Origin of the sequence: Desulfococcus multivorans (assembly GCF_001854245.1) — a bacterium.
Taxonomy (GTDB): domain Bacteria; phylum Desulfobacterota; class Desulfobacteria; order Desulfobacterales; family Desulfococcaceae; genus Desulfococcus; species Desulfococcus multivorans.
The window spans coordinates 4,273,314-4,299,127 of the sequence record NZ_CP015381.1 but is presented as its reverse complement, the minus strand read 5'-3'; the positions used below and the strand labels follow the sequence as shown (position 1 = coordinate 4,299,127).

The window sequence follows — 25,814 nt, the reverse complement described above, 5'->3', positions numbered from 1 at the left end:
GGGGCGTCGTTCTCACAGCGACAGCGAAATCTTGTCTCCCCTGATATCCTTTTCGAAAAGCGACAGGCCCCGTTCCATGGCGCAGAAATTCCCGCACATGGTGCAGGTTTTTTCGTTTTCCGGACTCCGGCTTTTTCGAATCTCCTCGGCGCGGTCCGGGAACATCAGCAACCTGAGCTGATCTTCCCAGCGGGTGTCCCGACGGGCCAGGGAGACCTGCTTCTCCTGCTCCCGGCGTTTGGGGTATTTGGCAACGTCGCCGATGTGGACCGCCAGGCGCGTGATCCGGACCCCTTCCCGGACGTCGGCCTCGTTGGGCAGGGCCAGATGCTCGGCCGGGGTGATGTAACATATAAGATCGGCGCCGTGCCGGGCGGCGTTTGCCGCTCCGATGGCCGCGGTGACGTGGTCGTAGCCGGCCCCGCAGTCGGCGGGCAGTGGTCCCAGGACATAGTAGGGTGCGTTGCCGCTCATCCGTTTTTCCAGCATGATGTTGCCCGCGATCTCGTCCAGGGGCACATGCCCCGGTCCCTCGACCATCATCTGACAGCCCATCTCGCGTCCCAGCTCGGCCAGTTCGCAGTTGATGATCATCTCCGCCATCTGGGCCCGGTCGTGGCTGTCGTGGATGGCGCCGGCCCGGATCCCGTTGCCCAGGGAGAGGACGGCGTCGTACTTTTTCATCAGGGCGCAGACCCGGTCGAATTGCTCGTAGAGGGGGTTTTCCTTCTGGTTGTATTCCATCCACGAGACCATGAAGGTGCCGCCCTTGGAAACCAGCCCGCCGTATCGGAAGCCCTGTTTTTTGAGACGTTCGATACTGAATTGATTGATACCGCAGTGGATGGCCATGAAGGAGATGCCGTCGGCCAGCTGCCGTTCGATGAGTTCGAAGAGATATTCGGGGTCCAGCTTGTTGGGATTCCGGTACTTACGGGCCGCCTCGCAGAAGGCCTGGTAAAGGGGAACGTTGCCCACCGGCAGATCGCAATCGGCCAGGACGGCCCGGCGTACCGCGTCGAGATCGCCGCCGGCCGACAGCTCCATCAGGGTGTCGGCACCTTCTTCCTGGACCGCCCGGGCTTTTTTGACTTCCAGGTCGATGTCGCAGATATCCGAGGATGTGCCGATGGAACCGTTCACTTTGGTTCTCAAGCCCGATCCGATCCCCACCACCCGCTGGTGCTTTCGCTGAGGGTGGTGGGCGATGACGACCTCGCCCAGGGCCACCTGTCGCCGGATATCTCCGGGTTCGCTGTTTTCATTTCGGGCGACAATCTCCATCTGTGGGGTCACGACCCCTTCTCTGGCCAGTTCGATCTGTGTCTTCATTTGTGTGCTCCCATCAATCTGGTGTTTTCCTCAAAAAAAAAACCGTGTCACAGGGAAACACCCTGTGACACGGTTTTGTGGACGATATACCGTGTGGTTGTTGCGGCAGGTCTTCTGACTTGCGGATCATCAGACGCCCGGACAACGGTTTCGATCAGCCTTATCGTAAATCGTTATCTGAACGTTCCTACCCTCGGCCGCGCCTTCCCGATCCTCTCGGATCAGTGACATTTTGCAGCCTCGGTTCCCGCTTACAGCGCTGGTCCAGCGTCACGGAATTTCACCGTGTTCCCTATTATCCCTCGAAAAAGAGGGCACCGGCAACAAACGTGAGAACAGATTTTGTTCTTCATACAGGATTATCGCTAAAATGCAAGCCTGAAATTTTCCCTTGTCGGCAAGGGGGTCAGGCCCGCGGAGCAATCCATACCTGTTTCATCACCAGGAAAACGCTTCCTGCAAGCACCAGGCCCATCATGGAGGACAGGTGGGCGATGTCGATGAACAGCGTGAAACCGGGTGAAAAGCCGACATCGGGCAGGTTCTTGAGCACCCGGAAAACCCCGGTGGTGGTGATGCAGCAAATCAGGATCAGGCGGACTCGGGCGGCGCCTGTCAAACGGTATCGTTTTCGTCGCTCAAGCAAATAGTCCAGGCCGATATAGGCGAAGAAGGCCAGCAGAAGAATCGCCCCGAGGTAGTGGAGGCGGTGGGTCAGGTAGAAGTCCGCCAACCACCCCAGGCCGGGGATGTCGGCGATATGGTAGCGTTTGAAGATGGGCATCTGGGCGAGACCCGTGAGACCCATAAAGAACAGCATGGTTATGTATATGGCTTTGATGCGGTGGTACCTCATGAAGATGATTCCTTGGATGAAAACGGTTCCGGGCGGCGACCGCCGCCGGTGCTCAGCGGGCTCAGGTGAAGCGTCCGCCGAGGGCGGGGAACAGGGTGGTCGAAATGCCTGTCTTTTTCTCGACTTTTTCGACCTCTCTGCTCCGGCATTTGGGGCAGGCGATGTCTGGAACTGCATTGTCATCTGCCGTCCGAATTTCAAAATATTGATGGCATATCCGGCATTTGTAGTTGTTTATCGCCATGTTCAGTGCTCCTCGGGCGTCGCATGTGCGTCATTCCGTGACGCGCGGATTTCTGTCGAGGGATCTTTCGAGGCAGGAGGGTTTTTCCCTTTGCCGAAAAATTTGAGCAAAGCGCCTGCAACCCCTGCCAGCGGGGCGACGAGCATAGCCCCGGCCAGGTGGTCGGCATCGGCCATCATGTCGGGGACCGCTTCAAAATGGGGTTTTCCAGGTCCCTGCTGTAAGGCCCGGTTCAATTCTGCAAAGGGTACCGGGGAGACATACAGGGTGTTGGTGCCGCCGTTTTCCGCCTCCCCGTATACATACCCGTTGATCTCCCGGGCAATGGCCCGAGCCTCCCGGACGATATCGGCCCGCGGTCCGATTTTCTGAACGTCCTCCGGACATGCCGTGATGCAGGCCGGCATCTCGCCTTCGGCCATCCGTTGGTGGCAGCGATGGCATTTGTACATGACGCCGTTTCCGGCATAGGCCGGCAGGAGATCGAGGTAGAGGCCGACGCCCGTCTGCCGTTGGGGAATGTTCCACGGACAGACGACCTGACATTTCTTCCCGCCGAGGCAGATGTCCGGCGCAATCACCGTGGTGCCGTTTTTGAGCTTCCGGGCGGCCCCCCATGGGCAGAGATTCGCGCACGGCGGGTTCTGGCAGTGCATGCAGCGCCGAGGAATCGTGAGGGTGGTCGTCTCGCCGTTTACCGTCACCTCCGCCGTCTGGATAAAAAGCCAGTTGTAGGGCGTCAGCCGGTCTCTTACCTCGCGGTTTTCGGACCAGTCTTCGATCCTGACGCTGCCGGGAACCATTTTCGGGAACGGCTTTCGAGGTTCCGGAAACGCAGCGCTGTTGGCATCCCGACAGGCTTCGACACACGCCTCGCACCCGATGCATTTCCGGATATCGATAAGGGTTGCCAACTCATCGGGGGTCGCGCCCCTGACGGCCGACGGCAGGGAAAAGGATCCGACCGTCGATACGGTTGCCGCGGCAACGGTTCCTTTGAGAAAGGATCGTCGCGATATTTTGTTGCTCATAAGCGCCTTGTTTACCGATAAGGTTTCGGAAATAGGGTATAGGGTCTTTTGTTCGGATATACCGTCAGCAAATTTGATGCCACTCTCTATATTCTCATACAATATTTTGATTATTAAAGGGATACGTTTTTATCGACACCAAAAATGTGTTCAGGTTTGAACAGGTGTTAATATCAACCATTAACGCTTTTTCGACTTTCGTGATGGTGACTGAGAAGCGGCTGAAGGGAACAACCGCGACGATTGCTGCGGCCGCATCCCCTTAGGCCTGAATCCTTGATGCAATTGCGTGGGGCGTGACTTCTCCCTGACTTCACCGGCGCCTGAAAGCCCAACATCGCGTGAATAACGGTATTGATCCCGCTCCTCAAATCTGCCATAAAGAATGGCATTGCGAGGGACTGACATGATCATCGAGGAATCCATCGAAATCCATGCGCCCCTTTCGGTCGTCTGGCGGGTCTTTTCCCGGATGGAGGAGTGGGAGCACTGGAACACGGTGTGTGAAAACTGCTGCCTTATCGAGGGCGACGGGATGGCCCCCGGCACCTGTTTTACATTCACCCTGAGGCCTTACCGCATTCCCCTCAAGATCGCACCTGAGATCGTCAAGTGCGAGCCGGAAAAGGAGGTCGTCTGGGCTGGAAGCCGTCTGGGCGTCCATGCCGAGCACCGCTTTATCTTCGAGGAGCGGGACGGTCGGGTGATTCTTACCAGCGTCGAGCGCTTTCGCGGCCTGATGCTCTGGATCAGCCGCCTGGTTCGGGTGCCCACCAAACTTCATCATCTGACCCGAAAGCTGCTTCTGGCCATTAAATCTCAGTCCGAAACCTGCGGCGGTTGAACGGGTTCGGCAAACCGTTTCATGATGCCGGGTATGGTGCGTACGACAGCCCGGAAACAAAGGATCTTCTTTTATGCTGAAAAAGATCGACCCACGGCAGACCCGGGCATGGGAAGCCCTTGGCGCCCACTATCCGGAGGCAAGGCAGCTCCACCTGCGGACGCTTTTCGAGCAGGATCCGGAGCGGTTTTCCCGGTTTTCCATTCGGTTCGGCGACATCCTCGTCGACTACTCCAAAAACATCATCACGGCGGAGACCCTTCGGCTTCTGATGCAACTGGCCGAGGAGACCGGCGTTCCGGAGGCCGTCGCCGACATGTTTGCGGGCGCACCCATCAACGAGACCGAGGGGCGGGCCGTGTTGCATACGGCCCTCCGGAACCGCGAGAACCGGCCCGTGGTGGTCGACGGTAAGGACGTCATGCCCGAGGTCAACGGCGTCCTCGCGAAAATGGCGTCCTTCTCCGAAAAGATCTTTTCCGGAGAGTGGCGGGGATACACCGGAAAACGCATTACCGATATCGTCAACATCGGCATCGGTGGATCGGATCTGGGTCCGGTCATGGTCACCGAATGCCTGAAGCCTTATGCCCGGGAAGGGCTTTCGGTCCATTTCGTTTCCAACGTGGACGGCACCCACATCGCCGAAACCCTGAAGGGACTCAACCCCGAAACCGTTCTCTTCATGATCGCCTCCAAAACCTTCACCACCCAGGAGACCATGACCAACGCCTTCACCGCCCGGGGATGGTTCCTGGAGCGGACCGGCACTCGTGACGCCGTATCCCGGCATTTCGTGGCCATCTCCACCAACGTTGCCGCAGTGACGGACTTCGGCATTCACCAGGAGAACATGTTCGGTTTCTGGGACTGGGTCGGCGGACGCTACTCTCTCTGGTCGGCCATTGGGCTTTCCATTGCATGCTATGTCGGTTACGAGCGCTTTGTGGAGCTTCTGGAGGGGGCCTTCGAGATGGACCGTCATTTCAAGGCCGTCCCCCTTGGGGAAAACATCCCGGTCATTCTGGCCATGATCGGCGTTTGGTACACCAATTTCTTCGGCGCCCGCAGCGAGGTGATCCTGCCCTACGACCAGTACATGCATCGATTTCCAGCCTACTTCCAGCAGGGCAACATGGAAAGCAACGGCAAATCCGTCGATCGGAACGGTCGTCCCGTCGATTACGCCACCGGCCCCGTCATCTGGGGAGAGCCGGGCACCAACGGCCAACATGCCTTTTACCAGCTCATCCATCAGGGAACCCAGATGATTCCCGCGGATTTCCTGGCGCCGGCCGTGAGCCACAACCCCGTGGGCGATCATCACGCTATTCTGCTCTCCAACTTTTTTGCCCAGACCGAGGCGCTGATGAACGGCAAGACCCCTGCGGAGGTGACGGCGGAGCTGACGGCGGCCGGCATGAGCGATAACGAGATCGAGCGGATCCGCCCCCACAAGGTCTTTACCGGCAACCGTCCCACGAATTCGATCCTGTTTCGGAAGTTGACGCCCCGGGTGCTCGGCAGCCTTATCGCCATGTACGAGCATAAGATCTTCGTTCAGGGCGTCGTCTGGAACATATTCAGCTTCGACCAATGGGGCGTGGAACTGGGGAAGCAGTTGGCTCGGAAGATCCTGCCTGAGCTGACGGAAGATCGGGTCGTGACCGTTCACGACAGCTCCACCAACGGCCTGATCAACGCCTTCAAGGCGATGCGGCGGGGCAGCTGAACGAGACTTTTTTTGAAACCCCATCGGGAGAAATCTGCATGCAGGATTTGACCCGGGCCCAGAAGGCCCGCATGGCGATCCGATCCTTCAAGACCATCGCCCATGCCCTGGCGCTGAGAGGCTATTACATGCCCTCCGAGAAAATGGGGCAGCAACTGGCCGAATGTCTGATCAGTCTGAGCCCTGAAATATACGGCAGCATGAACAACCCCAGGATCACCGAGCTGAAGGGCCTCGAGTATGTGGTCGACCGTCTGCCGCGGGGCATCGAAAAGTGCACGCGTATCATCCTCACGGAAGAGGAGGAGATCGGCGACAGCACCTTCGAGGTCGTGCAGCCCCTGAAGCGGCGGCGCACCTGCTACCGCATCAGCGAAAAGGAGTTCTGCTTCGCCGTTACCCGCGGGCTGAGTGAAATCTACGATATTCTGACCCATCTCACCTTTCTGAACATCGAAGCCCGAAAGATTCATGCCCGGATGACGGACGAGGCGGGCAACATCACCATTGAATGGAACGACCTGGAAAAGATCGTCCAGCGGTTTCGCCAAAGCGCCGTCAGCCTGAGCGGCAGGGAATTGGACCAGGCCATCTGGAATCTGAGCATCATCCTGGGGCGATCCTACCGTGAGACCCGCCAGTCCTATGAACATTTTGAAAGGAACAAGCAGCTTTCCAAGTGGAAAGAATCCTTCTTTTCTTTGATCTACCATCTCGGGAACACCATCGCCGCGAAGGAAGGATCCAGAGAGGAGTCTCTGGTCATATACTTTACTCCGTCACTGATGAACATCATCGGCCACCAGAGATACGGGCAGCAGTGGGCCGACGACATCAGAGCGACAATGACGGCGCTGGGGCTCCAGGACCGGCCTGTTCATGTGATCAGCGCCAATCTTCACAGTACGGTCAATCTGTTGTACGGATATGCTTTCAAAGAGGCGGATGAGGACGTGAAAAGGCTGGGGCTCTACGATTTCATCATGAAGATCCGTGATGAGAGCGATCAGATCCGGGGCTTTGCCCGGGATTGCGGCATGTGCGAGATTCACGACCAATCCGGCAGCCACATCGACTGCCAGATCATCGATACGGATCGGCTGCAGGGGTTGCCGTTTCATCCGGAGCTTTCCATTGATCCGGCCGGTAATCCTCAAAAACCGGTGCTGTTGGTCATGGACTACGCCTTCGGTGCCCAGGCCTTCGAGGTCATGGACTGCCTTCTGGACCCCTATTCGGACAACAGCCACGAACGCCCGATGCCGGTGGCCTCGATTTCAATAATGGGAAAAGCCGGGATCCTTTCCGGGAGCAAGGGCGACATTATGCTGGCCACGGCCCATGTGATCGAAGGCACCTCCGACAACTATATCTTTCAGAACGATCTCACGCCCGAGGATTTTGACGACGATATCGACATCTATGTCGGTCCGATGGTCACGGTTCTGGGGACCTCTCTCCAGAACCGGGACATGCTGAGGCGCTTCCAGTCGAGCTGGAACACGGTGGGGCTCGAGATGGAGGGCGGCCATTATCAGCGGGCCATCAGCGCCGCCGTTATCAAGGGGCATATCCACAGGGATGTCAAGGTCCGATACGCCTATTACGCCTCGGACAATCCTCTGATCAGCGGGCAGACCCTTGCCGCCGGCGACATGGGGGATGAAGGGGTCCGGCCCACCTACATGGTGACAAAGGCGATTTTAGAGAAGATATTCAAGACGTCGCAGCATATTGAACCGGTAAGTCACACGCTCCATGAACCCCCCGAAAAAGGCGGCAGCGGCGACGCCCGGGTCCCTGAAGACCGGCACCCTTCCGGCAGAGGCCTTGACGAAGACTTGCCGCCTTCGTAGCGGAATCGTCATACGGGTTCGCCGACAGTCTTTTTTTGCGGAATCGTCACCTATAACCCCTTTTAGATTCGGAGAGTCGCTATGAAAAAATTTGCGTTGCTGATGCTGTTGCTCCTGGTATCGGTCCTGTTGTCCGCATGTGCCAACATGTCTTATCCGGCCGCCCCGACGATCGATAACATTCTGCGGAAGCAGGAACTGGTTCTTGGAACCTCGGGAAACCAACCACCCTTCAGCATGACCACTCGGGACGGGCAACTTATCGGCTTTGACGTCGATCTTGCGCAGGCCATGGCGGATGACCTGGGCGTTCCTCTCAAGGTCCGGACCATGCCGTTTGCCGAACTTCTGCCGGCACTGGCAGCCGGCAACGTGGATATGGTGATCTCAGGACTTACCATGACGCCCGAACGAAACCTGCGCCACGCTTTTGTCGGTCCCTATTTCATCTCCGGAAAATCCGTGCTGACCAAGCTGGAAACCATTGCCGACATCGAGGACGCCTCGGAGCTCAATATGCCGGGGATGACATTGACCGTCCTCGAGGGGTCGACGAGCCAGGAGTTTGTCGCGTCGTTCATGCCCGAGGCCGTCGTTGTCCCCGCCCGGGATTACGACGAGGCGGTGGACATGGTCCTGAAGGATACGGTAAAGGCCCTGATTGCCGATTATCCCGTCTGTATCATCTCCGTCTTCCGGTATCCCGACAACGGTCTCATCTCGACGATCCGGCCACTGTCGTTCGAGCCGCTGGGTATCGCCCTGCCCAAAGGGGATCCGCTTTTCGTCAACTGGACGGAAAATTTTCTCGGCATCTATCAGGGCACCGGTCAACTGGATGCGTTGAAGGAAACCTGGTTTGGAGACGCCTCCTGGGTGGAACGGCTGCCCTGACGAACCGGCCCCGCGGTTCTCAGGGCGTGTTTTCCCGTATCGGCTTGCCCCGGGTGATGAAGGAGAGTGAATGGCTCCCTTTTATACCGGTCATGACGCATTCGATGATCGGCGTATTGACGGCGATCCTGGATGACCAGGTGACGATGAAATTTGCTCCCCAGCCGCCGCTGGTGTCCGAAGCGGGGATGAAGAAGTAGGCCGATCCCATGGGCTTGAGGGGTTTGGGGTCGGCCAGATACTCCTTGACCAGCTTGCCATCCGAATCATAGTATCGTACCGATGTGATGGTGAGTGACTGGTCGGGGTCCGTATTCCGGATGCTCAGGTTGGCGGACAGGTTGAAAGACATTTCCCGGTTCCCGATGAAGATGTGGGAATAGACCGGGATATACAGGGCCTGACCCCGGGAAAACTGAATCTCCTCCGAGCCTATGGGAGCGGCAAAGAGAAACAGAAGGAATATCGTCGTCGGCAGCAGCGGCACCGGCCGTCGTCGCTGGGTCACTGTCATGATGTGCTCTCCTTTTCTGATCATATCAATTTCCGACTTTCATGATGTTGACCGGAAAGCGGTGGAAGACTGAGGGCGTGGGACCGAAGGAAGATAAAAGATCCGTCGATCGCGAGCGCATCCCTTGAGCCTGAATCCCTGATGCAACCCTGCGGGGCGCAATGCGTCCCCCTTGCAGCACCGGCTCATGAGCGTCGAAACTAAAATGTACACTCATAACAATTGCAGGCGGTTTTGACAACCGCAGGCGATGTTTCCGAGGGTCGATTAATATTGCGGGAGGATGTCATGTTGAGGGATCGGATTCGCTTCAAGCCGCTCATGGACAAGATTACCGATGCGGATGCGGCGTGTGTTCACATTCAAAACGGGACAAATGTGTTTATTTCGGGTTTTACGGCCGGGTATCCCAAATTGATCCCTCAGGCCCTGGTGCGACGGGCGGAAAAGGGAGAACGCTTCAGGATCAACCTCTTTGCCGGGGCCTCCACCGGCGACGCCGTCGACGGCGTCCTCGCCGAGGCCGGTCTTGTGAGCTGGCGCCGGCCCTACATGAGCAACCGGACCATGCGGAATCGGATCAACGCCGACGAGATCCGCTTCAAGGATGATCACCTCTCCCGCCTTTCGTCGCAGGTCCGGGACGGCGGCTGGGGGCGGGCTCACGTAGCCGTCGTTGAGGCTGTCGCCATCACCCGGAAGGGGCACCTGATCCCCACCATGTCCGTGGGAAACACCCCCACCTATGTCCGGGAGGCGGAAAAGATCATCATCGAGATTTCCTCCGAGCCGCCGGACCTGGAGGGCATCCACGATATCTTCATCCCTGAGGACCCGCCGTACCGAATGCCCATCCCGATTTACCGGTCGGGCGACCGTATCGGGAAACCGTTCATCGAGATGGACCCTCAAAAGGTGACGGCGATTCTCTTCAGCCGCGAAGAGGACAGCTGCGCGGTCTTCACCGAGCCTGACACCGTTTCACGGCGGATTGCGGAGCACATCCTTGATTTCGTCGAGCACGAAATCAAGCGGGACCGTATGCCGTCGTTTCTGCCGTGGCAGTCCGGGGTCGGGGATGTCGCAAACGCGGTGTTGAGCGGATTTCTCGAAAACGATTTCTTCCACACCATCGACATCTATTCCGAGGTGCTCCAGGACGCCGTCCTCGATCTCATCGACATGGGCAAGGTCCGGGCGGCCTCGGGGTCGGCCATGACCCTTTCCCACAAGGCGCGGACCCGGTTTTTCAACGAACTCTATCGGTACAAGGAAAAGATCGTTCTTCGTCCGGTGGAGATTTCCAATTCACCCGAGGTGGTGCGGCGGTTGGGGGTGATCGCCATCAACACGGCCATCGAAGTCGACATTTACGGCCACGTCAACTCCACCCATGTCATGGGGTCCCACCTGATGAACGGCATCGGCGGTTCGGGGGACTTTCTCAGAAACGGGGCGCTGTCGTTTGTCGTCACCCCCAGCACGGCCAAAGGCGGCAAGATCTCCGCCGTTGTCCCGATGGTTTCCCATGTGGATCACAATGAACACTCGGTGGATGTGATCGTAACCGAGCACGGTCTGGTGGACACCCGACCCCTGGCACCCCGTCAGGTAGCGGAGGCGGTGATCAGGAAATGCGCTCATCCGGATTATCGCGATCTGCTCTGGGATTACTACCAACGGGCCGTTCGCGGTGCCGGCGGGCATGAACCCCATATACTGGCCGAAGCCTTTGGTTTCCACGAGCGCTTCATGGCCACGGGAGACATGCATTCCCGCTGACGACGGGTGGGTGACGACAGAATACAAAAGGAGAATTTTGATGAAGCACGTAAACGGGGCTGATGATATAACTGCATGGCCTTCTTTTTTAACCGCGATGCCGGAATGGGTTGAGGCGGCCTTTGCCTATCAGACCGATTTCATACAGCGCGGCATCCTGTTTGCGGAGATCCTTCGCCAACGAGGAAACCTCTATATGGAACATGTCAGGGCCGGACAGCCGCCGGTGCTCGTGTTCGACTACGACTGGGTTCTGGACGGCAGGACGCTGCCCAGGCCGGTCAACTATGCCATTGTTCGGATCCGCGACCGCCGGCACGCCGACGAAACCGGAAGCGCGGCGCCTGCCCAGGGCGATCGGCGGAAACCACCGTCCGGAGAACACCGATCCGCCAACAAACGGCGGCCCATTGTGATCATCGACCCGCGCGCCGGCCATGGTCCGGGGATCGGGGGCTCCAAGATCGATTCCCAGATCGGCATGGCCTTGAATCAGGGGCATCCCGTCTATTTCATTCTGTTTTTTACCGACCCTGCTCCGGGCCAGACCCTTGCCGACGTTCAGGCGGCCGAGGTGCGTTTCCTGGAAGAGGTGGCCCGCCGACATCCCGAGGCGGAAAAACCCGCCGTGATCGGCAATTGTCAGGCGGGCTGGGCCGCCGCCCTGATCGGGGCGGACCGACCCGATGTCACCGGGCCGCTGGTCTTCAACGGCTCTCCGCTTTCCTATTGGGGCGGCGTGGAAGGGGCCAACCCCATGCGTTACAAGGGAGGGCTTACGGGCGGTGTCTGGCTGACATCTCTCTGGAGCGATCTCGGCAACGGCAAATTCGACGGGGCGAGTCTGGTGGCGGGGTTCGAGGACCTCAATCCCGCCAACACCATCTGGACCAAGCAGTACAACGTCTGGGCCAATGTGGATACGGAGGCGGAGCGATATCTGAATTTCGAAAAGTGGTGGGGCGGCTTTTTCAAGATGAATGCGGAGGAGATCCATTTCATCGTGGACAGTCTTTTCGTGGGGAACGAACTGGAGCAGGGGTATCTCAGGCTCCAGGAGGGTAAGGCCATTCATCTCAAGAACCTCAGGGACCCCATCGTCGTTTTCGCGTCCCAGGGAGACAACATTACCCCGCCCCAGCAGGCCCTGAACTGGATCGTCAAGGTTTACGGCTCGGTGGACGAGATCAGGCGGAACGGCCAGGTGATCGTCTATGTCGTTCACGAGCGCATTGGACATCTGGGAATCTTCGTGTCCGGCAGCGTCGCCAAAAAAGAGCATCGCGAAATCATCGGCACCCTGGAAATGCTCGACTATCTCAGACCGGGGCTTTATGAGATGATCATCACGGAAAAACCGTCCGGGGGCGAATCCGACGGCTTCAACGTGGAATTCGTCGAGCGGGGCATGGCCGACATCCTGGCCCTGGACGACGGACTGGCGGAAGAGGCGGCTTTCCGACCGGTGGCCGCCGTCTCCCGTTTCAACGACAGGCTCTATCGAACCTTCGTAAGTCCGTGGGTCCGTCTCGTCGTTGACGAATGGACGGCCGAGGTCATTCGCCAACTCCATCCCCTCAGGGTGCAGCGTTATATCTTTTCCGACCTGAACCCCATGATGGGCATCGCCGCTCGTCTGGCACCTCAGGTCAAGGCGAACCGCCAACCGACGGCCCCTGAAAATCCGTTTATGGTGTGGGAACGGTACGTGTCGGAGTCGACGAAGATCTTTCTCGATTGTTGGCGCGACATTCGGGACACGGCCCAGGAAACACTGTTTCGCGCGATCTACGACAATGTCTGGATGAAAACCCTTTTTCCCGAAACGCACACCGAGTCCGGACGTGAACTTGTCCGGGAACTGTCGGCTGAAGAGGCGGCAATCCGCCGGGAACTCTGGCTGCAGGTCATGGAACGCGGGGGATTTGCCGAGGCGGTGGTTCGGATCATCCTGGCGGTGGCCGGGGCCAACAAGGCGACGGATCGTCGCCAATATACCGTGGCGACCCGGATCATTCAGGTTAACGACCGCCTGATGGACCTTGCGCCCGATCGGCTCAAATGGCTCGTCAAGCAGCAGTCGGCCGTCCTTGAGAAGGATCCGGATCTTGCGATACAGACCCTGGCGACGCTTCTTCCGGAGACCACCGACCGGATCGAGGCCTTTGAGATCGCCAACAGCATCGCCTCGGCAGACCTGGAACTGGATGCACCCGAGCAGAAAGTCTTATCGGACATCAAGCACGTTCTGGGGCTCTGAACATCGGTGGATGCGGTTCATCTCGCAGTGGTCCATGAATTTTCGAGGGGCATCATGACATCATGGCATTGAACCACCGTCCCTACACCTTCGATCGCGTCGTTCGCGCGCTCATCTCCATGGGGTTTCTCTGGGGGATTATCTGGCTCCTCAACTATCTGAGCGATGCCCTGATCCCCTTTGCCGTCGCGCTGTTGCTGGCCTATATGATGAACCCCTTGGTGTCGTGGGTTCAGAAACGGATCAAAAACCGTCTGGCCGCGGTGTTGATCAGTCTCTTGATAGTCTTTTTCGTCCTGGGAGCCATGGCGGCGGTGATCATCCCCATTGTCGTAAGTGAGATCAGCCATATGGGACGGCTCCTCTCCAGGCTGGTCAACGACACGGACCTGGCCCGGCGGGCGGATCAGCTGCTGCCGAGGGATATCTGGGAGGCCGTCAAGACGGCTGCCGGCCGCCCCGAGATTCAGGATTTTTTTCGAACCGACAATTTCTGGAAAATTTTCGAAGCGGTGTCACGGCGGCTTCTTCCGGGGGTCTGGGGACTGATCACCGGGACGGCAAGCTTTTTGCTCGGAATCATCGGACTGGGGGTGGTGGCGCTCTACGTGGTTTTCCTCCTGCTCGATTACGAGAAGGTCAGTGCCGGTTGGAAGGAGCTGATTCCACCGAATTATCGCGAGGCGGTGACAGGGTTCGTGGCGGATTTCGAATCGGCGATGAGTCGGTATTTTCGTGGCCAGACCGCCGTGGCCTTTATGTGCGGTATCTTGTTTTCGGTGGGCTTCGTCTGGGTGGGGCTGCCCCTTGGCATGCTTCTGGGTATGTTTGTGGGGCTGCTCAACATGGTCCCCTACCTTCAGATCATCGGCTTCGTTCCGGCATTTGTTCTGGCCGTTATCCACGCCCTCGAGAGCAACACCGACATCTGGTTGGTACTGGGAACGACCACTGCGGTTTTTGGCGTGGTCCAGCTGATCCAGGACGCCATACTGGTCCCCAGGATCATGGGCCGGGTCACCGGGCTCAACCCGGCCATGATCATGCTCTCCCTGTCCATTTGGGGAAAGCTTCTGGGGCTTCTGGGGCTTATCATCGCCCTTCCTCTGACCTACCTTCTGCTGGTCTATTATCGCCGGTTCCTCGCCTCGGTCAAGCCGGCCTCCGCAAGCAGCATCGATACCTGAACAAGTGGCGGAACGGCATCCGCAGCCCTTAGAAGCATTGCGGTCACTGGTTGGCGGTCGATGTCCCGGATTCCAACGGCGGCTGCGGGTTTCCGACGATTTTTGCAGGCCCCAGAAGGACGGCGACCCATCGCGTGTCCGGACTGCTCTCCAGGGCGATCTTGACGGTCATGGTCAGCGGGATCGAGAGCAGCATGCCCACCGGCCCCAGCACCCATGCCCAGAAGACCAGCGAGATGAACACCACCAGGGTGGAAAGACCCAGGCGGCTGCCCATCAGTCTGGGCTCGATGAAATAGCTGACGCCGATGTTGATGGCGGCATACCCGACTGCGATATACAGGGCGTGGGGCAGGTCGAACTGGATGAGGGCCATCAGGATGCCCGGGACGGCGGCGACGGCGGAGCCGATGTTGGGGATGTAATTGAGCAGAAATGCCGTGAATCCCCACAAATAAGGCTGTTTGACGCCGAGGGCCTTGAGCATCACCGCCACCAGGACACCGGTCAGGAGGCTGCACCAGGTCTTGACGGCAAGGTACCGCTTGACGCTTTCCGTGAACCGGGAAAATCCCGATAAGGACTCATCGGTGTCTCCCAGGGCGCTTCGCAGTTTCTGCGGCATCCCCGCCGCCTCGAGAAGGATGAAAATTACCGTGAGAAGAATCACGAACATGTTGGTCAAAATAGCGCTCAGACCGCCCAGAAATCCCCCGATGATCTTCATGACGGATCCTGTTTCGATGATGTCCGTTCCGGCGAACTGGGCGGTGTCGATACCGTGGCTCTCGAGCCATGCCATTATTCCCACGGCCTTTGCCTCGAATATTTTCTGGTAGTCGGGCAGGCTCATGGTAAAGTCCTTCAGGGCTTTGCCGATAAAGACGGACACCAGAAACCCCATGCCCAGGATGCAGACGGCCACGAGAATCACCGCAAGCGGCGTGGGCGCGCCGATGCGTCGAAGCCAGGAGAGAGGCGAGGTGCAGATCACTGCCAGAAAGACGGCGAGAAAAAACGGCACCAGGAGCGACGCCGCAGCCCGCATTCCTGCGACAATGATAACGAAAGATGCCAGGATAATAACAAATTTTAACGAGATGGATTCTTTGATGTCAGGATTCACAATTTCTCCTTTCCCGAAAAAATGGTTCACGGCCAGGGGACGATGCTTTCAGGGGGCGCTGTGGCATTGGGAGATGCCATGAACGATGGTTCCTGGAATCGGGGGCATGGCCCGCGCCTGTCTGGGGCAAATTGTGCAATTCATGAGCGATGGTGTTCGCCTCGAGGCGAAGCATCGCGAGATCGCCGCGATCTGTCATGGATTGGAAATAGAATTTGTAGGCTATGTAGTATTTGTTGATGTTGGCGACATATTCGACGGTTTCCCGCGGCGCTGTCTGTTCAACGTTGAGGAACCATCGGTTGGGATCGAGCCCTCGCTTTTCGGCTGCTTTACGCAACTGGATGATTTTTAACGGGCCGGCGTTGTAGGCGGCCCAGGAAAAGTCGACCTGGGCTGCCGGGGGGATGGCCGGATCGTTGAAGTAATGGTGGCGCAAGTGGTGAAGGTATTTTACCCCTGCGTGGATATTGTTTTCCAGCTGGTGGATGTCGGGGATACCGATGAGTCGGCTCGATGCGGTGTGGGGCATGACCTGCATGATCCCCACAGCGCCCTTGTGGCTGCGCTTGCGATGGTCCAATTCCGACTCCTGGTATGCCTGGGCGGCGATGGCGATCCAGTCGAAGCCGTAGCGGTCGCCATACTTTCTGAAGAGATTCATGACCTCCTCGAGCCTTTTCTGGGCCGATTCCGAAACCGGGTTTTTGATCCACCTGGCATCATGATAATACCGCTTGAACAGAAGGTTGCCCAGAAACGATCCCGTGCTGTTGTCTTTCAGGAAGCTGTCGATACTGGCCAGGAGCTGTGGGTTCTCCTTCCGGACGGCCCAGGCGATACTGCCGCCCACGTTGACGGTCAGGTCCGATCTGACGATGATGTTGGGGAGCACCTCGGCCCAGACCCGGGCAATGTGTTCGTCCGTCACCGCGACCGGCATGACGCCGGCGTTGACGAATTCGAGGAGATCTTCCGTCACCAGCCTTCCGTCCGGAAAGGCGATTTGCATGGGAGGAAGCCCTTCCCGGGAAAACAGTTGATTCAGCCGCCTGAGACAGGGCAGGTGCCCCCGGCCTTTGAGAACATGGACCTTCCGATCGGAGAGATCCTCGATGATCCGGATGTCGTCAATGGCCCGGTGATGCACGATCACCTTGTGGATTTCAGGGATGTAGGGGATGCTGAAGGCGATTTTTTCACGATCCTCTGTTGGTATGGTAAGGCCGGCGGCGGCGATGTCCCCGCGGCCGTCTCGGAGGGCATCGAGAACCCGCTCGAAGGGGACCGGGATGTAGATGAGCTTGATCTGGCGGTCGCGTCGTCGAATGTTTCGATTCAGATATTTTTCATAATTCTGAAGCAATTCGTATTCGAATCCTCGGGGTACGCCGTTATCGATAAAGAAATGGGTGCGGCTGTAACTGACGAGGGCCCGAATGATCCGTTTTTTCCGGAGCTCCTCCAGGTCGCCTTTGAAGGGCCTCTGGACGCGATAGATCACCTGCTCCGGAAAGCGCATCGTTGTTGTTGCCTCCCAGAGGACCGAGGGTGGAGCGATCTCTTTGGCGGGAAGGTTCAACAGAACGAGAATGAGCATCAGCGGCGCAAACCCAATATTCAGGATGGCCGCGGTTTTGCGGAGGGAGCGTCGTATAATGTTTTCTTTCAAAACGGCCTGATTCTCCGGTCTACATATCCATTTTGAAGAACTGCTCTTTCTCGGTTACGGCGTCGGCTCTTCTCGAATATCGAGTGGGAACGGTTCCTTCCTTGAAACATTCGAAACGGGTTCGGGCCGTTCCCGGCACCGGCAGCAGACCGGTTTCCGCATCGATCCTGGAAAAGACGACGCCATTGGGAACGGTGAAGTCCTTCACCGGTCTTCCTTCGTGGACGGTCTGCATGAAATCGAGCCATATGGGGCTTGCCGCTCGGCCGCCGGTCTCCTTTGGACCGAGGGATTGCTCCTGGTCATGGCCGACCCAGACGCCGGCGATGTATTCCGCTGTGTATCCCATGAACCAGGCGTCGTTGAGATTGTTGGTGGTACCGGTCTTTCCCGCAACCGGGCGGTTGAGGGCGAGAACGTTCTTGCCGGTCCCTTCCTTGACGACGCTTTCCATGAGGCTCGTCATGAGATAGGCCGTCGCGCTGTCGAGGACCGGTTCACTGTCGAAGTTGATGCCCTCGACCTCCCGACCGTCGCGGTCGAGGATGCCCGTGATGAAGATGGGGTCCACCCGATATCCCTGGTTGGCGAATACGCTGTAGGCGGTCACGAGTTCGAGCAGGGAGACTCCCGAGGATCCCAGGGCGATGGAGAGGTTGCGACTGAGATCCGATTCGATTCCCAGCTTCCGGGCATAGTTGATGGCGTAGTCGACGCCGATCTTGTCCAGGAGATTGATGGTGGACAGGTTTCGCGAGTGGGCCAGCGCCGTGCGGAGAGAGTTTTTGCCGTGTATTTTCCGATCGTAGTTCTGGGGCTTCCATGTGATGTTCCGGTCCCGGTAAACAAAAACATTGTCGGAGATCTGCGAAGCCGGGGTGTACCCCTTGTCCAGGGCGGCGGCGTAGATGATCGGCTTGAAGGCGGATCCGGGCTGGCGCTTGGACTGGACGGCCCGGTTGAACTGACTTTTCTTGAAATCGGATCCGCCCACCATGGCCTTGGCGAACCCTGTACCGGCCTCGATGCACAGGAGCGCGGACTGGGCCTGGGGCGCCTGTTCCAGCCGCAGCTCCCGCGATTCCTGTAAAGCGCCTTTCTTTGCCGAACGAACCCACACGACGTCTCCCGGGGTGAAGAGTTTTGCGGTGCGTCCATCCTTCTGTCCCCGCAAGGCCCATGACAGACTGTTAAACGGTATTATACCCGTACCCGCTCCGGTTTCGACGATGATTTCCTTTTTTTCTTCGGAGATGCCGCTTACCACCCCTTTGACGATGTCTCCCCGGTTCAGAGCATCGGTGCCGTCGGTTTCCGACAGCGCTTTCAGGAATCCGGGAACGTCACCGGGCGCCAGATGATCGACAGGCCCCCGATATCCGGAGTGGCGCTTGTCGAGGGCTCTCAGTCCCCGGTCGACAGCCTTCTGGGCGGCCTCCTGCATCTCGATGTTGACGGCGGTATAGATTTTAAGACCCTCCCGATAGAGGGCGTCCGCTCCGTATTGGTTTTCGATGTATTGGCGAATGTATTCGGTGTAGTAGGGCGCGGTTTCAAGGTAGAGATTCTGCCGGGAGCGGATCTCCAGAGGGGTGGAAAAGGCCTCGTCGGCGTCCGTCTGGGTGATGTATCCTTCCTCGATCATCCGCTTGAGGACGTAGCGTTGACGCTCCTTGGCACGATCCAGGTGCTTGTAGGGTGAATAGCGGCTGGGTGCTTGAGGAAGGCCGGCAAGGATGGTGCACTCGGCAAGGGAGAGCTCCCGGACGGATTTTCCGAAGTAGTTTTCCGCGGCGGCCGCAACACCGTATGCGCCATGGCCCAGATAGATCTGGTTGAGATAGAGAAAGAGGATTTCTTCCTTGGAGAAGGCGTTGTCGATGCGATAGGCCAGGATGGCCTCCTTGATCTTCCGGCTGAATTTTTTTTCAGGGGAGAGGAGAAACGACTTGGTGACCTGCTGGGTGATGGTGCTGCCCCCCTGGACGACGGTACCCGCCTCGACGTTCTTGATGGCCGCCCGGATGATGCTGACGAGGTCGACGCCCTTGTGCTCGAAAAAACGGGAATCCTCGGCGGCGATAAAAGCGTTGACGAGCATTTCGGGGATTTCCGGGTAAGGGATGACGATGCGCCGCTCCTTGAAAAATTCGGCGATCACCCGGTTGTCGTCGGAATAGACCGTTGAGATGACGGGGGGGCGATAGTCCTTGAGGGATGAAATCTGGGGAAGGTCTTCACTGAAATATTTGTACAGGCCAAACAAAAAGATTCCCGACCCGATCACGCCGAGAAAAAAAAGGAGGATTGCCCATCGGAACAACCGGCCGATGAATCTCCCGATTTTCGAAGCGTTCTGATCTCCGTAAACCATAGCGGCGTCCTTCGCTTTCATGTTGATGATGTTGTCAGAACTTCTGCTATCAGATATACAAAGGTTAGGCAAGCGACTTGCAATGGGAATAAAAAAAGAAATTGACTTTATGGGTCGATCTGGTTACAAATATCAGTTTTGATTCATGAAGAATAAATCACATGATAACTATGAAGTAAAACGGTGTGAACTGTCAAGCGGTCATCGAATAGGAACCGCTTGGGGTGATCGTTCGCCGTCGGATCGAAGCCCGGGAGACAGGCTCATGTTCATGGCGTGGCGTCTCCGGCAATCTGGATGATGACGGCGACCTGTTATGAGAGGATAGTTGATGATAAGGTTGAATTTTGAAAAGATGGGCGGCCTGGTGCCCGCCGTCGTTCAGGACTACATGACCGGCGAGGTGCTGATGCTGGCGTTCATGGACGAGGAGGCCTGGACGCACACCCTGAAAACCGGGTTGGCTTCGTATCACAGCCGTTCGAGAAACACATTGTGGATCAAGGGGAAAACCTCCGGACATGTTCAGCGCGTGAAGGAGATCCGCATCGACTGCGATGACGACACCGTTCTGCTCAAGGTCGAGCAGGTCGGCGGCGCCGCGTGCCATACCGGACATCGCAGCTGTTTTTACCAGAAAATCGAAGACGGGCGGGTTACCATTGTCGGGGAGCCCGTATTTGATCCCAGGGAGGTATATAAAAAATGATAGAGCGGCTCAAACTCGGCGTTCCCAAGGGAAGCCTCCAGAACGCCACCATCGATTTGTTCAAACGCTCCGGCTGGAAGATCAACGTCAACGGGAGAAGCTATTTTCCCGAAATCAATGATGAGGCCATCGACTGCGCCATCTGCCGGGCTCAGGAAATGTCCCGTTATGTGGAAAACGGCACCCTGGATGCCGGTCTGACCGGCAAGGACTGGATCGCCGAAAACAGCTCGGATGTTCACGTGGTGGCGGATCTCGTCTATTCCAAGGTCAGCGCCCGTCCGGCCCGATGGGTTCTCGCGGTGCCCTATGACTCCGACATCAAGACCCTCCATGATCTCCAGGGCAAAAAAATCGCCACGGAACTGGTGGCCTTTACCAAACGGTATTTCGCTGAAAAGAACATCGACGTCAAGGTCGAGTTTTCCTGGGGCGCCACCGAAGCCAAGGTGGTCTCGGGCCTTGCCGACGCCATCGTGGAGGTCACGGAGACGGAAACCACCATCCGCGCCCACGGCCTCAAGATCATCCACGAACTGATGCAGACCAACACGCAGCTCATCGTCAATCACGAGGCCTGGAAGAAGCCCCGGAAGCGGGACAAGATAGAGCAGATCGCGTTGCTGCTCCAAGGCGCTCTGAGGGGTGAGAAACTGGTGGGGATCAAGATGAACGTCCCTGAAAAATGTATCGATCGGATTATTCCGCTGCTGCCCAGCCTGAACGCACCCACCATCGCCCATCTCTACAACTCTGATTGGCTTTCGGTGGAATCGGTGGTGGACGGCAGCGTGGTGCGAGACCTGATTCCCCAGCTCCTCAAAAACGGGGCTGAAGGGATCATCGAGTACCCTTTGAACAAAGTCGTATAAGGAAAAAAGATGATTTCTCGCAGACTCGACGGCATTTCGTCATTTATCGTCATGGATGTCCTGGAGCGGGCCAACGAGATGGAACGGGCCGGGACCCACATCATCCATCTGGAGGTGGGAGAGCCGGATTTCGATACCCCCCGGTGCGTCAACGACGCCTGCTGCAGGGCGCTCAAAAACGGCCACACCCACTATACCCATAGCCTGGGTCTCGTGGAGCTGCGAGAAGCCATCTGCGAGTATTACGGCAATACTTACAATGTTTCCGTCGACCCGGGTCAGGTGGTCGTCGGGTCGGGCACATCGCCGGTCATGTTCGCGCTCTTCGCGGCGCTGCTGAATCCCGGAGATCAGGTCATCATCTCGGATCCCCACTATGCCTGCTACCCCAACTTCATCAAATTCGTGGACGGGGAACCGGTCACCGTACCTGTTTTTGAGGAAGACGGCTTTCAGTACCGGCCCGAGGCGATTCAGGACAAGATCACCGAAAAGACCCGGGGCATCTTCATCAATTCACCGTCCAACCCGACAGGGAACCTGTTGTCGGCCGAACGCACGGCAGCCATCGCTGCCATGGCCGGGCCTGAAGGGCCCTTTGTCATTTCCGATGAAATCTACCACGGCCTGGTTTACGAAGGGACGGAGCATTCCATCCTGGAGTATACGGACAACGCCTTTGTCCTGAACGGCTTTTCAAAGCTTCATGCCATGACCGGCCTCAGGCTGGGCTATCTCATCGCGCCGCCTTCATTTATCCGGCCGATTCAGAAGATTCAGCAGAACTTTTTCATTTCAGCCAACGCCGTGATCCAGAAAGCGGGCATCGCGGCCCTGAAGGAAGCCGGCCCTGACATCGCCCGCATGAAGGAGACCTACAATAAACGACGGCTGTTCATGATCGATCGGCTGAAGTCCCTGGGCTTCGGGATCACCGTTCCGCCGACGGGTGCTTTCTATGTGTTCGCCAACGCCCGTCATCTGTCCTCCGATTCCTACAGGCTGGCGTTCGACATTCTTGAGAAGGCTCATGTGGGGGTCGCACCGGGCATCGATTTCGGCCGTCACGGCGAGGGTTACCTGCGGTTTTCCTACGCCAGTTCGCTGGAGAACATCGCCGAGGGCATGAACCGGCTCGAGACATACCTGAATTCCGGACCGCTCCTGAAACCGGAAGGCGCACAATGATCATCCGATCCGCCGAGTTCGTGACCAGCGCCGTAAAGCCCTCTCAATATCCGCCGGGGGTGCTGCCGGAAATCGCCTTCGCCGGGCGATCCAACGTGGGAAAATCGTCTCTCATCAACACCCTGGTCAACCGGAAGCGTCTGGTCAAGACCAGCGGAACGCCTGGACGAACCCAGCTGGTCAATTTTTTCGAGGTGAACGGGACATACTCGCTGGTGGATCTTCCGGGGTACGGGTACGCCAAGGTACCGCTGGCCGTCAAAAAAACCTGGGGCCCCATGATCGAAACCTATCTCTCCAATCGGGAAACCCTGGCCGGCGTCGTCCTGATCATGGATATCCGGCGGATGCCGCGTCATGAAGAATTCGATTTTATAGCGTGGCTGAAGCAGTACCATATCCCCGGCATCCTGGTGTTGACCAAGACGGACAAACTCTCCCGGACCCGACAGCTCCGGCAGCGGGAGGCGGTTGCCGGCGCCCTGGGCGTCGACGTCGAGGATCTCATCCTCTTTTCCGCCCAGACCCGAAAGGGTCGGGAGGCGGTATGGGCGGCCGTGGCGGGTGTTGCCGGGACTCAGGAGGAGGAAGGACGATGAGAGAAGATCGGGGCAACCGTTTCAAAGGCTTCAGGTCCGGCTTTGTGATGTTGGCCGGGGCTCCCAACGTTGGGAAATCGACCCTGCTCAACCGGATGCTGGGCGAGAAGGTTTCCATTACCTCCAGAAAAGCCCAGACGACGCGAAACCGTATTCTTGGAGTGCTGCACCAAAAAGACGCTCAGCTGATCTTCCTCGATACGCCCGGCGTTCACAAAGCTACTCAGGCCCTCAACGTCCGGATGGTGGACGTAGCGCTCGCGGCTATGGCGGATGCCGACCTGATTCTGTTCATGGTCGACCTCAAATCCCCCGACCCCGATGCCGAGACATTCCTGTTGGAAAAAATTCGACAGCAGCAGCGCCCTGCGGTGCTGGCGTTGAACAAAACCGATCAGGTGCGGTCCGAAACGGTTCTCCAGGCCATCGACCACTGGCGGACGACCTATCCTTTTCAGGCCGTCGTCCCCATATCCGCCAAGCACGGGCATCAGGTGGACGCCTTGATCCGGGAGATGGCGGATCTGATGCCCGAGGGTCCGCCCTTTTTCCCCGAGGATGCCGTGACCGATATGCCCGAACGGTTTATCGCGGCGGAGATGATCCGCGAAAAGGTGTTCCGCCTGACCGGACAGGAGATCCCCTACGCCACGGCGGTCACTGTTGAATCCTTCAAGGAAAAAGAGGGGCTGGTGAGCATTCACGCCACCATTCATGTGGAGCGGTCCTCCCAGAAGGCCATCGTGATCGGCCGCGAGGGGGCGAAGCTGAAGCAGATCGGCCGGGCGGCCCGGGAGGAACTGGAGCGCATGATGGGCACCCGGGTGTTTTTGAAATTATTCGTCCGGGTGCAGAAGAACTGGAGTCGGGATACCCGGGCGTTGAGAAAGTTCGGCTACTGACATCGGATGATTCTTTCGTATCATCCCTGTTTTTCAGGGGATAGACAGATTTTATGTGCCGGCCGGGAACCCGATAAAACCGACCTCGGGGCCATTCGATCCGCCCGGGCGGTCATACTGCCCCAGGGCTGCGGTCAGGCGTTGTATCGAATGGCACGGGAAAACTGTGCCCATGTATTCCCCAACTACGACGTTCGGTTCGCCTATCCCCGTAAAAGCGGCCAGATCCGCCTTTTCCATCGGAGCGGCGTACCCCATCCCTCGACGGAGTTCTACCCGTCGCTTGAGATCTTCACCGACGCGTTGAACACCGGGGCAAGCCGAATTGCCGTGAGGTTTCCGTTCGTTTTCAAATTCGACTGGGGCGGGGAAGGGCGGAATGTCCTGTGGATTCCATCTCCGGAGGCCCTGAACGACGCATTGGATACGGCGCGGCGCTATGAGCGGACCGGACAGAAAGGCTTTCTTGTCCAGGAATATATTCCCGCGGGCAACCGGGTGCTTCGGGTTGTGGTCATCGGCGCGCGGACGGTCATTTACTGGCGGGTTCTGAAAAATTCGGAGACGGCGGTTGCCGGCCTCGCCGCCGGCGGCGTCATCGATACGGCGTCGGATTCGGCATTTCAGAAAGCCGCGGGAGCGTCGGTAAGGCGTTTCTGCGACGCGGCCGGCATCAACCTGGCGGGGTTCGATATCCTATCGCCGCTGCAGCCCCCGGGAGCCGATCCCGTGTTTCTTGAAATCAACTATTTTTTTGGTCGGCGAGGGCTTGGCGGAAGCCGGGCCTACTACCGGATGCTGATCGCCGAAATCGAACGATGGATCGACGGCATCGAGGCGGGGCCGCCGATGGGAAGCCCGCAGTCCGCATGACACGCAGAACCCGAAACGGCATCGATCCCTTTGCCGCACATCTCGAGGATTCCGATATTCGCAGGGAGCGACGAAAGGCGAGGGAAATTCGCTCCTCCCAGTGGTGGAAGCGGCAGCTGGCCAAGGGCCGATGCCATTATTGCGGCAGCGCCGTAGCACCCAAATATCTGACCATGGACCATATCGTTCCGATCTCCCGGGGCGGCAGAAGCACCAAGGGCAATGTCGTTCCCGCCTGCAAGGCGTGCAACAACCGAAAAAAACAGTTGTTGCCCATGGAATGGGACGCCTATCTGGCCTCCCTGGATTCGGCGTGATGCCCAATGGGTGATGCTTCCGTTGCAGAGGAGACGGGCATGGCCGGGCTCTCGGTGGAAAACCTGTGCTTCTCCGGGATGAAACCCGTTTCCTTCAGGATCGGTCCCGGTCAATGCGCCGGATTGACGGGCCCATCGGGCTCGGGAAAGACACGCCTGCTCCGGGCCGTCGCCGACCTGATTCCCCATACCGGGGAGATTTCCTTGAACGGCGCGTACGCCCGGACGATGCCGGCCCACGCATGGCGCAAAAAGGTTGGGTTCCTGCCTGCCGAGAGCGCCTGGTGGGAGGAGACGGTCGGGGCGCATTTCATCCAGATCGATGCTGCGGAATTCAGGCGCCTTGGATTCGATGCGGATGTGTTGTCGTGGGATATCAACCGGTTGTCCAGCGGGGAGCGGCAGCGCCTTTCCCTGCTCCGGCTGCTGTCGGGAAAGCCGGAAGCCCTTCTCCTGGACGAACCGACCGCAAACCTGGATGACGACAATGCGGCGAGAGTGGAATCCCTCATCGGATCCTATCGACTGCACCGGAATACGCCGGTGATCTGGGTGACGCATGATCCGGATCAGATCCGCAGGGTTGCCGCCGTTCACTTCAGGATCAAGAGCGGCGCCCTGATGCAAGCGGCTAAGCGCCAAAGGTGAAC

General features: G+C 58.1%; 23 protein-coding genes and 1 riboswitch. Of the genes, 15 read left to right on the top strand and 8 right to left on the bottom strand.

Annotation, left to right across the window (positions count from 1 at the left end; all coding sequences use genetic code 11):
- Positions 1-12: 12 nt before the first annotated feature.
- The 4 genes from thiC to dmul_RS18840 all read right to left on the bottom strand — a co-directional run bounded on the left by thiC (position 13) and on the right by dmul_RS18840 (position 3,463).
- Positions 13-1,332: a phosphomethylpyrimidine synthase ThiC gene (gene thiC, locus dmul_RS18855; protein ID WP_020877311.1), complete on the bottom strand. Its 1,320-nt coding sequence runs from the start codon at positions 1,330-1,332 to the stop codon at positions 13-15.
- Positions 1,333-1,419: 87 nt separating this feature from the next.
- A riboswitch (cobalamin riboswitch) is annotated at positions 1,420-1,670 on the bottom strand.
- A gap of 68 nt (positions 1,671-1,738) precedes the next feature.
- Complete coding sequence (locus dmul_RS18850; RefSeq protein WP_020877312.1) at positions 1,739-2,188, bottom strand: hypothetical protein; 450 nt, start codon at positions 2,186-2,188, stop codon at positions 1,739-1,741.
- A 61-nt stretch (positions 2,189-2,249) separates the two neighbouring features.
- Complete coding sequence (locus dmul_RS18845; RefSeq protein ID WP_020877313.1) at positions 2,250-2,432, bottom strand: FmdB family zinc ribbon protein; 183 nt, start codon at positions 2,430-2,432, stop codon at positions 2,250-2,252.
- A gap of 2 nt (positions 2,433-2,434) precedes the next feature.
- A complete protein-coding gene (locus dmul_RS18840) occupies positions 2,435-3,463 on the bottom strand; it encodes a 4Fe-4S dicluster domain-containing protein (protein ID WP_020877314.1) in 1,029 nt (342 codons plus the stop codon).
- Between the two features lie 406 nt (positions 3,464-3,869).
- On the opposite strand from dmul_RS18840, the gene dmul_RS18835 reads away from it, so the two are divergent.
- The 4 genes from dmul_RS18835 (at position 3,870) to dmul_RS18820 (ending at position 8,789) form a co-directional block, all read left to right on the top strand.
- Positions 3,870-4,307, top strand: a complete 438-nt coding sequence (locus dmul_RS18835; RefSeq protein ID WP_020877315.1) for an SRPBCC domain-containing protein — start codon at positions 3,870-3,872, stop codon at positions 4,305-4,307.
- A 73-nt stretch (positions 4,308-4,380) separates the two neighbouring features.
- Positions 4,381-6,039, top strand: a complete 1,659-nt coding sequence (gene pgi, locus dmul_RS18830; protein WP_020877316.1) for a glucose-6-phosphate isomerase — start codon at positions 4,381-4,383, stop codon at positions 6,037-6,039.
- Positions 6,040-6,077: 38 nt separating this feature from the next.
- Positions 6,078-7,895, top strand: coding sequence for a DUF6909 family protein (locus tag dmul_RS18825; protein WP_020877317.1), 1,818 nt, complete (start codon positions 6,078-6,080; stop codon positions 7,893-7,895).
- Positions 7,896-7,976: 81 nt separating this feature from the next.
- Entirely contained in the window at positions 7,977-8,789 is an 813-nt protein-coding gene (locus tag dmul_RS18820; RefSeq protein WP_020877318.1) for a transporter substrate-binding domain-containing protein, read from the top strand.
- A 19-nt stretch (positions 8,790-8,808) separates the two neighbouring features.
- Here the strand turns inward: dmul_RS18820 and dmul_RS18815 are convergent, their stop codons facing one another.
- Positions 8,809-9,303: a DUF3124 domain-containing protein gene (locus dmul_RS18815; protein WP_020877319.1), complete on the bottom strand. Its 495-nt coding sequence runs from the start codon at positions 9,301-9,303 to the stop codon at positions 8,809-8,811.
- 288 nt (positions 9,304-9,591) lie between these two features.
- Here dmul_RS18815 and dmul_RS18810 point away from each other — a divergent pair, with 288 nt between their 5' ends.
- The 3 genes from dmul_RS18810 (at position 9,592) to dmul_RS18800 (ending at position 14,532) form a co-directional block, all read left to right on the top strand.
- Positions 9,592-11,085, top strand: coding sequence for a succinate CoA transferase (locus dmul_RS18810; RefSeq protein ID WP_020877320.1), 1,494 nt, complete (start codon positions 9,592-9,594; stop codon positions 11,083-11,085).
- Between the two features lie 40 nt (positions 11,086-11,125).
- Positions 11,126-13,345: a DUF3141 domain-containing protein gene (locus dmul_RS18805; RefSeq protein WP_020877321.1), complete on the top strand. Its 2,220-nt coding sequence runs from the start codon at positions 11,126-11,128 to the stop codon at positions 13,343-13,345.
- A 62-nt stretch (positions 13,346-13,407) separates the two neighbouring features.
- Positions 13,408-14,532, top strand: coding sequence for an AI-2E family transporter (locus dmul_RS18800; protein ID WP_020877322.1), 1,125 nt, complete (start codon positions 13,408-13,410; stop codon positions 14,530-14,532).
- A gap of 43 nt (positions 14,533-14,575) precedes the next feature.
- On the opposite strand, the gene dmul_RS18795 is transcribed toward dmul_RS18800, so the two are convergent.
- Genes dmul_RS18795 through dmul_RS18785 form a run of 3 tightly spaced genes read right to left on the bottom strand, consistent with a single transcriptional unit; the run spans position 14,576 to position 19,704 of the window.
- Positions 14,576-15,658, bottom strand: a complete 1,083-nt coding sequence (locus tag dmul_RS18795; protein WP_020877323.1) for an AI-2E family transporter — start codon at positions 15,656-15,658, stop codon at positions 14,576-14,578.
- Positions 15,648-17,330, bottom strand: coding sequence for an MltF family protein (locus dmul_RS18790; RefSeq protein ID WP_020877324.1), 1,683 nt, complete (start codon positions 17,328-17,330; stop codon positions 15,648-15,650). Before dmul_RS18790 ends, dmul_RS18795 begins: the two co-directional genes overlap by 11 nt.
- A 19-nt stretch (positions 17,331-17,349) precedes the next feature.
- Entirely contained in the window at positions 17,350-19,704 is a 2,355-nt protein-coding gene (locus tag dmul_RS18785) for a penicillin-binding protein 1A (RefSeq protein ID WP_020877325.1), read from the bottom strand.
- A 331-nt stretch (positions 19,705-20,035) separates the two neighbouring features.
- Here dmul_RS18785 and hisI point away from each other — a divergent pair, with 331 nt between their 5' ends.
- The 8 genes from hisI (at position 20,036) to dmul_RS18745 (ending at position 25,812) form a co-directional block, all read left to right on the top strand.
- The gene (hisI, locus tag dmul_RS18780) at positions 20,036-20,413 is read left to right on the top strand and encodes a phosphoribosyl-AMP cyclohydrolase (RefSeq protein ID WP_020877326.1); all 378 of its coding nucleotides are present in this window, start codon (positions 20,036-20,038) and stop codon (positions 20,411-20,413) included.
- On the top strand, positions 20,410-21,285 hold the full coding sequence (gene hisG, locus dmul_RS18775) for an ATP phosphoribosyltransferase (RefSeq protein ID WP_020877327.1): 876 nt from the start codon (positions 20,410-20,412) through the stop codon (positions 21,283-21,285). The genes hisI and hisG overlap by 4 nt, the downstream gene beginning before the upstream one ends.
- A gap of 9 nt (positions 21,286-21,294) precedes the next feature.
- The gene (locus dmul_RS18770) at positions 21,295-22,473 is read left to right on the top strand and encodes a pyridoxal phosphate-dependent aminotransferase (RefSeq protein WP_020877328.1); all 1,179 of its coding nucleotides are present in this window, start codon (positions 21,295-21,297) and stop codon (positions 22,471-22,473) included.
- Complete coding sequence (gene yihA, locus dmul_RS18765; RefSeq protein ID WP_020877329.1) at positions 22,470-23,072, top strand: ribosome biogenesis GTP-binding protein YihA/YsxC; 603 nt, start codon at positions 22,470-22,472, stop codon at positions 23,070-23,072. The genes dmul_RS18770 and yihA overlap by 4 nt, the downstream gene beginning before the upstream one ends.
- On the top strand, positions 23,069-23,974 hold the full coding sequence (gene era, locus dmul_RS18760) for a GTPase Era (RefSeq protein ID WP_020877330.1): 906 nt from the start codon (positions 23,069-23,071) through the stop codon (positions 23,972-23,974). Before yihA ends, era begins: the two co-directional genes overlap by 4 nt.
- A 150-nt stretch (positions 23,975-24,124) precedes the next feature.
- Positions 24,125-24,847 (top strand): ATP-grasp domain-containing protein, encoded by a 723-nt coding sequence (locus dmul_RS18755; protein ID WP_159449735.1) that lies wholly within the window; start codon positions 24,125-24,127, stop codon positions 24,845-24,847.
- Positions 24,844-25,164, top strand: coding sequence for an HNH endonuclease (locus dmul_RS18750; RefSeq protein ID WP_020877332.1), 321 nt, complete (start codon positions 24,844-24,846; stop codon positions 25,162-25,164). The genes dmul_RS18755 and dmul_RS18750 overlap by 4 nt, the downstream gene beginning before the upstream one ends.
- A gap of 6 nt (positions 25,165-25,170) precedes the next feature.
- A complete protein-coding gene (locus dmul_RS18745; protein WP_234979175.1) occupies positions 25,171-25,812 on the top strand; it encodes an ABC transporter ATP-binding protein in 642 nt (213 codons plus the stop codon).
- Positions 25,813-25,814: the final 2 nt, after the last annotated feature.

Excerpts from the sequence above, each read along its gene's own strand:
- yihA (WP_020877329.1), top strand. The coding sequence starts at position 22,470 with ATGATCATCCGATCCGCCGAGTTCGTGACCAGCGCCGTAAAGCCCTCT.
- dmul_RS18825 (WP_020877317.1), top strand. The coding sequence starts at position 6,078 with ATGCAGGATTTGACCCGGGCCCAGAAGGCCCGCATGGCGATCCGATCC.
- dmul_RS18755 (WP_159449735.1), top strand. The coding sequence starts at position 24,125 with ATGGCACGGGAAAACTGTGCCCATGTATTCCCCAACTACGACGTTCGG.
- dmul_RS18850 (WP_020877312.1), bottom strand. The coding sequence starts at position 2,188 with ATGAGGTACCACCGCATCAAAGCCATATACATAACCATGCTGTTCTTT.
- dmul_RS18845 (WP_020877313.1), bottom strand. The coding sequence starts at position 2,432 with ATGGCGATAAACAACTACAAATGCCGGATATGCCATCAATATTTTGAA.
- thiC (WP_020877311.1), bottom strand. The coding sequence starts at position 1,332 with ATGAAGACACAGATCGAACTGGCCAGAGAAGGGGTCGTGACCCCACAG.
- hisI (WP_020877326.1), top strand. The coding sequence starts at position 20,036 with ATGATAAGGTTGAATTTTGAAAAGATGGGCGGCCTGGTGCCCGCCGTC.
- dmul_RS18745 (WP_234979175.1), top strand. The coding sequence starts at position 25,171 with ATGGGTGATGCTTCCGTTGCAGAGGAGACGGGCATGGCCGGGCTCTCG.
- dmul_RS18805 (WP_020877321.1), top strand. The coding sequence starts at position 11,126 with ATGAAGCACGTAAACGGGGCTGATGATATAACTGCATGGCCTTCTTTT.
- dmul_RS18840 (WP_020877314.1), bottom strand. The coding sequence starts at position 3,463 with ATGAGCAACAAAATATCGCGACGATCCTTTCTCAAAGGAACCGTTGCC.
- pgi (WP_020877316.1), top strand. The coding sequence starts at position 4,381 with ATGCTGAAAAAGATCGACCCACGGCAGACCCGGGCATGGGAAGCCCTT.
- dmul_RS18815 (WP_020877319.1), bottom strand. The coding sequence starts at position 9,303 with ATGACAGTGACCCAGCGACGACGGCCGGTGCCGCTGCTGCCGACGACG.
- dmul_RS18800 (WP_020877322.1), top strand. The coding sequence starts at position 13,408 with ATGGCATTGAACCACCGTCCCTACACCTTCGATCGCGTCGTTCGCGCG.
- hisG (WP_020877327.1), top strand. The coding sequence starts at position 20,410 with ATGATAGAGCGGCTCAAACTCGGCGTTCCCAAGGGAAGCCTCCAGAAC.
- dmul_RS18820 (WP_020877318.1), top strand. The coding sequence starts at position 7,977 with ATGAAAAAATTTGCGTTGCTGATGCTGTTGCTCCTGGTATCGGTCCTG.
- dmul_RS18770 (WP_020877328.1), top strand. The coding sequence starts at position 21,295 with ATGATTTCTCGCAGACTCGACGGCATTTCGTCATTTATCGTCATGGAT.
- dmul_RS18835 (WP_020877315.1), top strand. The coding sequence starts at position 3,870 with ATGATCATCGAGGAATCCATCGAAATCCATGCGCCCCTTTCGGTCGTC.
- dmul_RS18750 (WP_020877332.1), top strand. The coding sequence starts at position 24,844 with ATGACACGCAGAACCCGAAACGGCATCGATCCCTTTGCCGCACATCTC.
- dmul_RS18810 (WP_020877320.1), top strand. The coding sequence starts at position 9,592 with ATGTTGAGGGATCGGATTCGCTTCAAGCCGCTCATGGACAAGATTACC.
- dmul_RS18785 (WP_020877325.1), bottom strand. The coding sequence starts at position 19,704 with ATGGTTTACGGAGATCAGAACGCTTCGAAAATCGGGAGATTCATCGGC.
- era (WP_020877330.1), top strand. The coding sequence starts at position 23,069 with ATGAGAGAAGATCGGGGCAACCGTTTCAAAGGCTTCAGGTCCGGCTTT.